The following is a 9939-nucleotide window of genomic DNA, read 5'->3' as shown; positions in this document are numbered from 1 at the left end:
CATTGTGTGGATTCTTCGGCTTAAGTTGGGAAAGAGAATACTATGATTCAAACTGAAAGCCGGCTCGAAGTGGCTGACAATACCGGTGCCAAAGAAGTTATGTGCATCAAGGTATTGGGCGGCTCCAAGCGCCGTTATGCTGGCATCGGCGACGTGATTAAAGTAACCATCAAGGTTGCTGCGCCACGTGGTCGTGTCAAAAAAGGTGAAATTTATAACGCCGTGGTTGTGCGCACCGCTAAAGGTGTGCGCCGCCAGGACGGTTCGCTGGTGAAGTTCGACAGCAACGCTGCCGTGCTGCTCAACGCCAAGCTCGAACCGATCGGTACCCGTATTTTTGGACCAGTCACGCGCGAACTGCGCACTGAAAAGTTCATGAAGATCGTGTCCCTGGCACCGGAAGTCCTGTAAGGAGTCGTAATGGATAAGATTCGTAAAAACGACGAAGTCATCGTTCTGACCGGGAAAGACAAGGGCAAGCGTGGCGTGGTTCAACAGCGTATCGATGCTGAACACGTCGTGGTTGAAGGCATCAACGTCGCCAAAAAAGCGACCAAGCCTAACCCAATGACTGGCGTAACTGGTGGTATCGTCGACAAGACCATGCCAATTCACGTGTCCAACGTTGCATTGTTCAATGCAGCCAGTGGCAAGGCAGACCGCGTAGGCTTTAAAGAAGTGGACGGCAAAAAAGTCCGCGTCTTCAAGTCTTCCGGCGAAGTAGTGAAGGTATAAGAAATCATGGCCCGTCTCCAAGAATTCTACAAAGAAAAAGTCGTCGCCGACCTGACCAGCAAGTTTGGTTACAAGTCGGTGATGGAAGTGCCGCGTCTGACCAAGATCACCCTGAACATGGGTGTTGGTGAGGCGATCGCTGACAAGAAAGTCCTCGAGCACGCTGTTGCCGACTTGACCAAGATCGCCGGCCAGAAGCCGGTGACGACCAAGTCGCGTAAAGCTATCGCGGGTTTCAAAATCCGTGAAGGCTACCCGATCGGTACCATGGTCACCCTGCGTGGCGCTCGCATGTACGAGTTCCTCGATCGCTTCATTACCGTGGCCCTGCCGCGCGTGCGCGATTTCCGTGGTGTGTCCGGTCGTGCCTTCGATGGCCGCGGCAACTACAACATCGGTGTCAAGGAACAGATCATCTTCCCTGAAATCGAGTACGACAAGATTGATGCGCTGCGTGGTATGAATATTTCGATCACCACGACCGCTAAGACCGACGATGAAGCGAAAGCTTTGCTCGCCGCCTTTAAATTCCCGTTCAGAAACTGAGATCATGGCAAAACTCGCACTGATTAACCGTGAGCAGAAACGCGTCGACCTGGCCAACAAGTTTGCCGGCAAGCGCGCTACGCTGAAGGCCATCATTGATGACCAGTCGAAGTCGGAAGAAGAGCGTTACGAAGCGCGCCTGAAATTGCAGGCGCTGCCACGTAACTCCGCTCCGACGCGCCAGCGTAACCGCTGCGCCATCACCGGTCGTCCTCGCGGCACTTTCCGTAAATTCGGTCTGGGCCGTATCAAGCTCCGTGAATTCGCCATGCGTGGTGAGATTCCGGGTATGACTAAAGCAAGCTGGTAATAGGAGAATATGCAATGAGTATGAGCGATCCTATCGCCGATATGCTGACCCGCATTCGTAACGCCCAAGGCGTGCAAAAGACGACCGTGGCCATGCCATCGTCGAAAGTTAAAATTGCGATTGCCAACGTCCTCAAGGACGAGGGTTACATTGAAGATTTCGCCGTAGCCGAAGCTGGTGGCAAAGCGGAACTGAAAATCGGTTTGAAGTATTATGTTGGCCGTCCCGTCATCGAGCGCTTGGAGCGCGTGTCCCGTCCGGGTCTGCGCGTCTACAAGGGCAAGGACGAGATCCCTACTGTGATGAATGGCTTGGGTGTGGCGATCGTGTCGACTCCGCAAGGCGTCATGACGGACCGCAAAGCACGCGCTACCGGTGTCGGCGGCGAAGTTATTTGCTACGTCGCATAAGGAGTTAGACATGTCCCGAGTAGCTAAAATGCCTATCGTTGTGCCAGCTGGCGCCGAAGTCGCCATCTCCGCACAAGCGATCACCGTCAAGGGCCCGCTGGGCGTCTTGACCCAGGCCCTGAACGGCCTGGTCAAGGTGGAAAACAATGCCGGAACCCTCAGTTTCGACGTGGCCAACGACAGCCGCGAAGCCAATGCCATGTCCGGCACGCTGCGCGCCCTGGTCAACAACATGGTCACCGGCGTCACCAAGGGTTTCGAGAAAAAGCTGAACCTGGTCGGCGTGGGCTACAAAGCCCAGGCCGCCGGCGACAAGTTGAACTTGGCGCTGGGCTTCTCGCACCCGGTCGTGCATGCGATGCCAGTGGGCGTCACGTGCGCAACCCCAACCCCGACCGAGATCCTGATCAAGGGCATCGACCGTCAACAGGTTGGCCAGGTGGCCGCTGAAGTTCGCGCTTACCGCGCTCCCGAGCCTTACAAGGGCAAGGGCGTTCGCTATGCGGACGAAGTGGTTAAGATCAAAGAAACCAAGAAGAAGTAATTAGGGGCTGACGATGGATAAGAAAGAATCACGGCTTCGCCGCGGACGCCAGACACGCATCAAGATCGCGGAACTGAAAGTAAATCGCCTGTCGGTGCACCGCACCAACCTGCACATTTACGCGAGCTTGATCAGCCCGGACGCGAAAATCCTGGTTTCGGCCTCGACCGCCGAAGCTGAGGTGCGTACCGAACTGGCAGGCAAGTCCGGCAAGGGTGGCAATGCCGCCGCTGCAGCACTGGTCGGCAAGCGCGTCGCTGAAAAAGCGTTGAAAGCAGGAATCACCGAAGTCGCGTTTGACCGCTCCGGTTTCCGTTACCATGGCCGTGTCAAGGCGCTGGCTGAAGCCGCGCGTGAAGCCGGTCTGAAGTTCTAAGGAACAATCATGGCAAAAATGCAAGCAAAAATGCAAAGCGACAAGCCGGATGACGGCATGCGCGAAAAAATGATCGCGATCAACCGCGTGACCAAAGTGGTCAAGGGTGGTCGTATCATGGGTTTCGCCGCGCTGACCGTCGTCGGTGACGGCGATGGCCGCATCGGCATGGGCAAGGGCAAGTCGAAGGAAGTACCGGTCGGTGTGCAAAAGGCAATGGAAGAAGCCCGTCGCAACCTGATCAAAGTACCTCTGAAGAATGGCACGTTGCATCACACCGTCTACGGCCGTCATGGCGCGTCGAAAGTGATGATGAACCCCGCCAAGCCTGGTACCGGTGTGATCGCTGGTGGCGCCATGCGCGCCATCTTCGAAGTGATGGGCGTGACGGACGTGGTGGCGAAATCCACCGGCTCGTCGAACCCGTACAACCTGGTGCGTGCCACGCTCGACGGCCTGGCCAAAATGAGCACTGCTGCCGACATCGCCGCCAAACGCGGCAAGTCGGTTGAAGACATCCTCGGTTAAGGCGGACATCATGGCAAATACAGTCAAAGTACAATTGGTCAAGGGCTTGATCGGTACCCGTGAATCGCACCGCGCCACCGTGCGCGGCCTGGGTCTGCGTCGTGTCAACTCGGTTTCCGAGTTGCAGGACACCCCCTCGGTGCGCGGCATGATCAACAAAGTGTCCTACCTCGTTAAAGTTGTTGCGTAAGCCCCCGGGCTTGCGTACGGAGAAATCATGGAACTGAATACCATTCAACCAGCCGATGGCGCTAAGCACTACAAGCGCCGCGTCGGCCGCGGTATCGGCTCCGGTCTGGGTAAAACCTCGGGCCGTGGTCACAAGGGTCAAAAATCGCGTTCGGGCGGCTTCCACAAAGTCGGCTTCGAAGGCGGTCAGATGCCTCTGCAACGCCGCTTGCCCAAGCGTGGTTTCAAATCGCTCAACGCGACCTTCAAAGCTGAAGTGCGCCTGTCCGATCTGAACAACCTGGCCGTCGGCGATGTCGACATCCTGGTGCTCAAGCAAGCCGGCGTGCTCGGCGTGCTGGCCCGCGACGTGCGCGTCATTCTGTCCGGCGAGATCACCAAAGCGGTGAACCTCAAAGGCCTGAAAGTGACCGCTGGCGCGAAAGCGGCCATCGAAGCAGCCGGCGGCTCGGTAGCCTGAGTTGACCGCTAACAGCTTGATCGGAGCGAAAATTGGCGACTAATCCACAACTTGCTAAAAGTGCAGCGGCCGGTTTCCCCTGGGGGCGGCTGTGGTTCTTGCTTGGCGCATTGGTGGTGTATCGTATCGGCGCTCACGTCCCGGTTCCCGGGATCGACCCGGTACAATTAGCCTCGCTGTTCAAGTCGCAAGAGGGCGGCATCCTGGGCATGTTCAACATGTTCAGCGGTGGCGCCCTGGCGCGCTTCACAGTGTTTGCGCTGGGTATCACGCCTTATATCTCGGCCTCGATCATCATGCAGTTGTTGTCGATCGTGTCGCCGCAGATGGAAGCGCTCAAAAAAGAAGGCGAAGCCGGCCGTCGCAAGATCACCCAGTATACCCGCTATTTCACGGTGATACTGGCGACCTTTCAGGCACTGGGCATCGCCGTCTGGCTGGAGTCGCAAGCTGGCCTGGTGCTGGATCCAGGCTTTGCATTCCGTTTCGTTACGGTCGTAACGCTGTTGACCGGCACCATGTTCCTGATGTGGTTGGGAGAGCAAATTACCGAGCGCGGCTTGGGCAATGGCATCTCGATCATCATTTTTGCCGGGATCGCCTCCGGTCTGCCGAACGCGCTGGGAGGCCTGGCCTCGTCGGTGTCGAACGGTTCGATCGGTGCGGTGTCGGCGATCATCATCATGGCCATGGTGGTGGCGGTCACGTTCTTCGTCGTGTTTGTCGAACGTGGCCAGCGCAAGATTCTGGTCAACTATGCGAAACGCCAGGTTGGTAACAAGATTTACGGTGGACAGACGTCCCACCTGCCATTGAAATTGAATATGGCCGGTGTGATCCCACCGATTTTCGCTTCGTCGATTATCTTGTTCCCGGCGACTATCGTGAAGTGGTTCTCGCAGGGCGCCAACCAGGCCAACCCGACGGTCCATTTCCTGTCCGATTTGGCGGCATCGATGGGGCCGGGCGAGCCCATCCACGCACTGTTGTATGCCATCGCCATCGTGTTTTTCTGCTTCTTCTACACCGCTTTGGTGTTCAACAGCAAAGAAACGGCGGATAACTTGAAGAAGAGCGGGGCCTTCGTGCCAGGGATACGTCCCGGTGAGCAGACAGCCCGTTACATCGACAAGATCCTCACGCGATTGACGCTGGCAGGCGCGATCTACATCACTCTGGTGTGTTTGTTGCCGGAATTTATGCAAGCCCAGTGGAAAGTACCGTTTTATTTCGGCGGCACTTCTCTGTTGATTATTGTGGTTGTCACCATGGACTTCATGGCGCAAGTGCAAAACTACGTGATGTCGCAGCAATATGAATCGCTGCTGCGCAAAGCAAACTTCAAGGGCGGAATTCCGACGCGATAAGCGCTGGTACACATACCGAATGGCAAAAGACGACGTCATACAGATGCAGGGCGAGATTCTAGAGAATCTGCCGAATGCAACATTTCGAGTGAAGCTGGAAAACGGCCACGTGGTGCTCGGACATATTTCGGGTAAAATGCGGATGAACTATATCCGCATTCTTCCTGGCGACAAGGTGACGGTGGAACTGACACCTTACGATTTGAGCCGGGCCCGCATCGTGTTCCGGACCAAGTAAATTTTAAGTAATCGAACCAAGAAGAGAGTGCAAAATGAAAGTTAACGCCTCAGTCAAGCGGATTTGCCGCAACTGCAAGATCATCAAGCGCAAGGGCGTCGTTCGCGTAATCTGCGTCGAACCGCGTCACAAGCAGCGTCAAGGTTAATAACCGTTATTTATCGAGGAATAACGAATGGCACGTATTGCAGGGGTTAATATCCCCAATCATCAGCACACCGTTATCGGCCTGACGGCCATCTACGGTGTAGGCCGCCCACGCGCACAGTTCATCTGCGCCGCGACGGGTATTGCGACCGACAAAAAGGTCAAAGATCTGGATGACAGCGAACTGGAAAAGCTTCGCGATGAAGTAGCAAAATTCATCGTCGAAGGCGATCTGCGTCGTGAAATCTCGATGAACATCAAGCGTTTGATGGATCTGGGTTGCTACCGCGGCATGCGTCACCGTAAGGGCCTGCCGGTCCGCGGTCAGCGTACCCGCACCAATGCACGTACCCGCAAGGGCCCGCGCAAAGCCGCCCAATCGCTCAAGAAATAATCTAGGGAAATCATATGGCTAAGCAGCAAAGCAGCGCAGCAGCAGCGCGCGTCCGTAAAAAGGTCAAGAAGAACGTTGCTGAAGGTATCGCGCACGTGCACGCTTCCTTCAACAACACCATCATCACCATCACCGACCGTCAGGGCAATGCCCTGTCGTGGGCGACTTCCGGTGGTGCTGGCTTCAAGGGTTCGCGTAAATCGACCCCGTTCGCAGCGCAGGTTGCGGCCGAAGCAGCAGGCAAGGTTGCCGTCGAATGCGGCGTCAAGAACCTGGAAGTGCGTATCAAGGGCCCAGGTCCTGGTCGCGAATCCGCGGTGCGCGCACTGAACAACCTGGGCATCAAGATCACCGAGATCCAGGATGTTACCCCAGTTCCGCACAACGGCTGCCGTCCTCCTAAGCGTCGTCGTATCTAAGTTGCAGTCGGCGGCGGGTTTCCCGCCCGCCTTCTGTCGCCAGTGCGTACGCAAAGCAACACCGGTCGCATCGCAGCACGTCAAGAAAACGCTGGAGCAGCTGGCCGGAAACGGTTATACTGCCCGGCTGTTATTGCCTGCCGAATTCATTTGGCGGGTTTTTCGTTTTTAGCCACCGTCTGGACCAGCTCGGATCAGACTAGCGCCTAACCATCGTGTGATGGCTGGGGCGTTATATTTAAACAAAGGAAGCATCGTGGCACGTTATATCGGACCTAAAGCAAAACTTTCCCGTCGTGAAGGCACTGACCTGTTCCTGAAGAGCGCACGTCGCTCGCTGGACTCGAAGTGCAAACTGGACGTCAAACCAGGCCAGCACGGCGTCAAATCCGGCGCCCGCACCTCGGACTACGGCAACCAATTGCGCGAAAAGCAAAAAGTCAAACGCATGTACGGCATCCTGGAACGCCAGTTCCGCCGCTACTTCGCTGAAGCGGACCGTCGTAAAGGCAACACCGGCGAAACGCTGTTGAAGTTGCTGGAAACGCGTCTGGACAACGTCGCCTACCGCATGGGCTTCGGCTCGACCCGCGCTGAAGCGCGTCAGCTGGTGTCGCACAAGGCGTTCACCGTCAACGGCCAGGTCGTCAACATCGCTTCCTACGCTGTCAAGATCGGCGACGTCGTTGCCGTGCGCGAAAAGTCGAAGAAGCAAGTGCGTATCATGGAAGCGCTGTCGCTGGCTGAGCAAGTTGGTATGCCGAGCTGGGTGTCGGTCGATGCCAAGAAAATGGAAGGCACTTTCAAGTCCCTGCCAGAACGTAACGAAATCGCCAACGACGTCAACGAATCGCTGATCGTCGAACTGTATTCGCGTTAATAGCCGTCCGTACCATCCCCGCCCACTCCGTCGAGTGGGCGTTTTCACTAATGCCATCAGCCTTATCGGCGTAACGAGCCGAGGGTATTGAAAAGGACATTTCATGCAAAACAGTTTGTTGAAGCCACGTATTATCGATGTAGAGGCGCTCGGCGCCGGCCATGCCAAAGTCGTCATGGAGCCGTTCGAACGCGGCTATGGCCATACATTGGGTAACGCGTTGCGCCGCGTCCTGCTGTCGTCGATGGTGGGCTACGCGCCGACCGAAGTGACGATCGCTGGCGTCGTCCACGAATACTCGTCGCTCGATGGCGTGCAAGAAGACGTCGTCGATCTGCTGCTGAACCTGAAGGGCGTGGTCTTTAAAGTCCACAACCGCGATTCCGTCACGCTGACCCTGAAGAAGGAAGGCGAAGGCGCCATCCTGGCGTCCGACATCGACCTGCCGCACGACGTCGAGCTGGTCAACCCGGATCACGTGATCGCTCACTTGACCGCCGGTGGCAAGCTGGACATGCAGATCAAGGTCGAAAAAGGCCGTGGCTATGTGCCGGGCAACGTCCGCCGCCTGTCGGAAGACACCAACAAGACCATCGGCCGCATCATCCTGGACGCTTCGTTCTCGCCAGTGCGCCGCGTGTCCTACTTCGTTGAATCGGCCCGCGTCGAACAGCGTACCGACCTGGACAAGCTGATCATCAACATCGAAACCAACGGCGTCATTTCGCCGGAAGAAGCGATCCGCCAGTCGGCCCGCGTCCTCGTCGACCAGTTGAACGTCTTCGCCGCCCTGGAAGGCACGGAAGCGGCCGCCGAAGCGCCATCGCGCGCTCCGCTGGTCGATCCTATCCTGTTGCGTCCGGTGGACGACCTGGAATTGACCGTGCGTTCGGCCAATTGCCTGAAGGCCGAAAACATCTACTACATCGGCGACCTGATCCAGCGTTCGGAAAACGAACTGCTGAAGACGCCGAACCTGGGCCGCAAGTCCCTGAACGAAATCAAGGAAGTGCTGGCTTCGCGCGGCTTGACCTTGGGCATGAAACTCGAAAACTGGCCACCCGCCGGCCTCGAGAAGTAATCCGAAATAGCATTTGCAGCAAACTGTCCGGGACAGGTGTCCCGGACTTTTATTTTATATATTTATTGAACCGGCCCGCAACCTTGCACGCAGTGCAGTGCAGTGTTGATCGAAGAGCTGGAATAAAACCCTCGAAAGGAATTACCATGCGTCACCGTCACGGCCTCCGTAAACTGAATCGTACCTCGTCCCACCGTCTGGCTATGCTGCGCAACATGACCGTTTCGCTGCTGCGTCACGAAGCCATCAAGACCACGCTGCCTAAAGCAAAAGAACTGCGTCGCGTTGTTGAGCCGATGCTGACCCTGGGCAAGACCGACACCCTGGCCAACAAGCGCCTGGCCTTCTCGCGCCTGCGCGACCGCGAAATGGTCTTGAAGCTGTTCGCTGAACTGGGCCCACGTTACGCCAATCGTAACGGCGGCTACCTGCGCATCCTGAAAATGGGTTTCCGTGTTGGCGACAACGCGCCTATGGCCTACGTCGAACTGCTGGACCGTCCAGAAGTCACCGACATGGACAGCGCGCCTACGGCTGAAGAGTAATGTAGTCCCGGCTGCGCCCCGCGCGCAGCCTCGAGTGCTAGAGAAAGCCAGGCCCAGCCTGGCTTTTTTGCATTTAAGCACGGCTTCAGGCGCGATATGGCGCTGCGGTGTACTATGCCTGTTGCTTCAGTGATCAGCCCCGTATACAGAAAGTTTTCATGTCCGCCCACGCCCGACCGCACAATCCCACGCCCGTATCCCGGCGCTTCCCGACCCCGCGCTTGTTGACCCTGTTATCGGGCTTGATGCTGTTCACGCTGCTGGTCTTGCTCGGCGCCCGCGGCGCCCATGCCGACGAGGATTATCTGGAGCCCGACGCGGCCTTCCACTTCAGCGCCCGCATGGTCGACGGCCACACCGTCGCCGTCACCTATCAGATCGCCGACGGCTACTATATGTACCGCGAACGCTTCAAGTTCGACGCCACCGGCGCCAAGCTGGGCGCGCCGCTCATCCCGCCCGGCAAGATCAAATTCGATGAAACCTTTCAAAAGAATGAAGAAACCTATCGCAAGGGTTTGACCATCACCATCCCGGTCGACGCCAACGGCAGCTTCACGCTGCGCTCGACCGGCCAGGGCTGTTCGGACAAGGGCCTGTGCTACGCGCCGATGGAAGCGAAGATCACGCTGACCGGCAGCGGCGGCACGGCCGTGGCCGCCGCACCCGCTGCCGGCGCGCTGCCGCCGGCGCTGCTGAAAGAACCAATGGCATCAGCAACGCTAACTGTTCGTCAGAGAACTGACTGATAAAATTTAGAAGGTCTTGAC

19 protein-coding genes are annotated in these 9939 nt (G+C 57.1%); all 19 read left to right on the top strand.

Going from position 1 to position 9939, the window contains the following annotated elements:
* The first annotated feature begins 42 nt into the window (after positions 1-42).
* The 19 genes from rplN to Q0S71_RS15295 all read left to right on the top strand — a co-directional run bounded on the left by rplN (position 43) and on the right by Q0S71_RS15295 (position 9918).
* Positions 43-411, top strand: coding sequence for a 50S ribosomal protein L14 (gene rplN / locus Q0S71_RS15385; protein ID WP_099916730.1), 369 nt, complete (start codon positions 43-45; stop codon positions 409-411).
* Positions 412-420: 9 nt separating this feature from the next.
* Positions 421-735 (top strand): 50S ribosomal protein L24, encoded by a 315-nt coding sequence (rplX, locus tag Q0S71_RS15380; protein ID WP_295997379.1) that lies wholly within the window; start codon positions 421-423, stop codon positions 733-735.
* Positions 736-741: 6 nt separating this feature from the next.
* On the top strand, positions 742-1281 hold the full coding sequence (gene rplE / locus Q0S71_RS15375; RefSeq protein WP_295997377.1) for a 50S ribosomal protein L5: 540 nt from the start codon (positions 742-744) through the stop codon (positions 1279-1281).
* Between the two features lie 4 nt (positions 1282-1285).
* Complete coding sequence (rpsN, locus tag Q0S71_RS15370; RefSeq protein ID WP_295997374.1) at positions 1286-1591, top strand: 30S ribosomal protein S14; 306 nt, start codon at positions 1286-1288, stop codon at positions 1589-1591.
* A 14-nt stretch (positions 1592-1605) separates the two neighbouring features.
* Entirely contained in the window at positions 1606-2001 is a 396-nt protein-coding gene (rpsH, locus tag Q0S71_RS15365; protein ID WP_008444325.1) for a 30S ribosomal protein S8, read from the top strand.
* A gap of 10 nt (positions 2002-2011) precedes the next feature.
* Positions 2012-2545 (top strand): 50S ribosomal protein L6, encoded by a 534-nt coding sequence (gene rplF, locus Q0S71_RS15360; RefSeq protein WP_295997368.1) that lies wholly within the window; start codon positions 2012-2014, stop codon positions 2543-2545.
* A 13-nt stretch (positions 2546-2558) separates the two neighbouring features.
* Positions 2559-2921, top strand: a complete 363-nt coding sequence (gene rplR, locus Q0S71_RS15355; protein WP_295997366.1) for a 50S ribosomal protein L18 — start codon at positions 2559-2561, stop codon at positions 2919-2921.
* Positions 2922-2930: 9 nt separating this feature from the next.
* Positions 2931-3449 carry a 30S ribosomal protein S5 gene (gene rpsE / locus Q0S71_RS15350; RefSeq protein WP_295997364.1) on the top strand — a complete coding sequence of 173 codons (519 nt, stop codon included), beginning with the start codon at positions 2931-2933 and terminating at the stop codon, positions 3447-3449.
* 10 nt (positions 3450-3459) lie between these two features.
* Positions 3460-3639, top strand: a complete 180-nt coding sequence (rpmD, locus tag Q0S71_RS15345) for a 50S ribosomal protein L30 (protein WP_295997360.1) — start codon at positions 3460-3462, stop codon at positions 3637-3639.
* Between the two features lie 27 nt (positions 3640-3666).
* Positions 3667-4098: a 50S ribosomal protein L15 gene (rplO, locus tag Q0S71_RS15340; RefSeq protein ID WP_020704381.1), complete on the top strand. Its 432-nt coding sequence runs from the start codon at positions 3667-3669 to the stop codon at positions 4096-4098.
* Between the two features lie 32 nt (positions 4099-4130).
* The gene (gene secY / locus Q0S71_RS15335; protein WP_295997349.1) at positions 4131-5465 is read left to right on the top strand and encodes a preprotein translocase subunit SecY; all 1335 of its coding nucleotides are present in this window, start codon (positions 4131-4133) and stop codon (positions 5463-5465) included.
* Positions 5466-5484: 19 nt separating this feature from the next.
* Positions 5485-5703, top strand: a complete 219-nt coding sequence (gene infA / locus Q0S71_RS15330; RefSeq protein WP_005663428.1) for a translation initiation factor IF-1 — start codon at positions 5485-5487, stop codon at positions 5701-5703.
* Between the two features lie 34 nt (positions 5704-5737).
* On the top strand, positions 5738-5851 hold the full coding sequence (gene rpmJ, locus Q0S71_RS15325) for a 50S ribosomal protein L36 (protein WP_005663407.1): 114 nt from the start codon (positions 5738-5740) through the stop codon (positions 5849-5851).
* 27 nt (positions 5852-5878) lie between these two features.
* Complete coding sequence (rpsM, locus tag Q0S71_RS15320; protein WP_295997343.1) at positions 5879-6244, top strand: 30S ribosomal protein S13; 366 nt, start codon at positions 5879-5881, stop codon at positions 6242-6244.
* A 14-nt stretch (positions 6245-6258) separates the two neighbouring features.
* On the top strand, positions 6259-6663 hold the full coding sequence (gene rpsK, locus Q0S71_RS15315; protein WP_008444339.1) for a 30S ribosomal protein S11: 405 nt from the start codon (positions 6259-6261) through the stop codon (positions 6661-6663).
* Between the two features lie 256 nt (positions 6664-6919).
* Positions 6920-7543: a 30S ribosomal protein S4 gene (gene rpsD / locus Q0S71_RS15310; protein WP_295997338.1), complete on the top strand. Its 624-nt coding sequence runs from the start codon at positions 6920-6922 to the stop codon at positions 7541-7543.
* A gap of 103 nt (positions 7544-7646) precedes the next feature.
* Positions 7647-8624, top strand: a complete 978-nt coding sequence (rpoA, locus tag Q0S71_RS15305; protein ID WP_295997335.1) for a DNA-directed RNA polymerase subunit alpha — start codon at positions 7647-7649, stop codon at positions 8622-8624.
* Positions 8625-8770: 146 nt separating this feature from the next.
* Positions 8771-9169, top strand: a complete 399-nt coding sequence (gene rplQ, locus Q0S71_RS15300) for a 50S ribosomal protein L17 (protein ID WP_295997333.1) — start codon at positions 8771-8773, stop codon at positions 9167-9169.
* A gap of 158 nt (positions 9170-9327) precedes the next feature.
* Complete coding sequence (locus tag Q0S71_RS15295) at positions 9328-9918, top strand: protein-disulfide reductase DsbD N-terminal domain-containing protein (RefSeq protein WP_367185309.1); 591 nt, start codon at positions 9328-9330, stop codon at positions 9916-9918.
* Positions 9919-9939 lie beyond the last annotated feature (21 nt).

Origin of the sequence: Rugamonas sp. (assembly GCF_025354735.1) — a bacterium.
Classification (GTDB): Bacteria; Pseudomonadota; Gammaproteobacteria; order Burkholderiales; family Burkholderiaceae_D; genus Rugamonas.
Note: the sequence above shows the minus strand (reverse complement) of the source record. Positions and strands in the feature narration are given on the sequence as shown.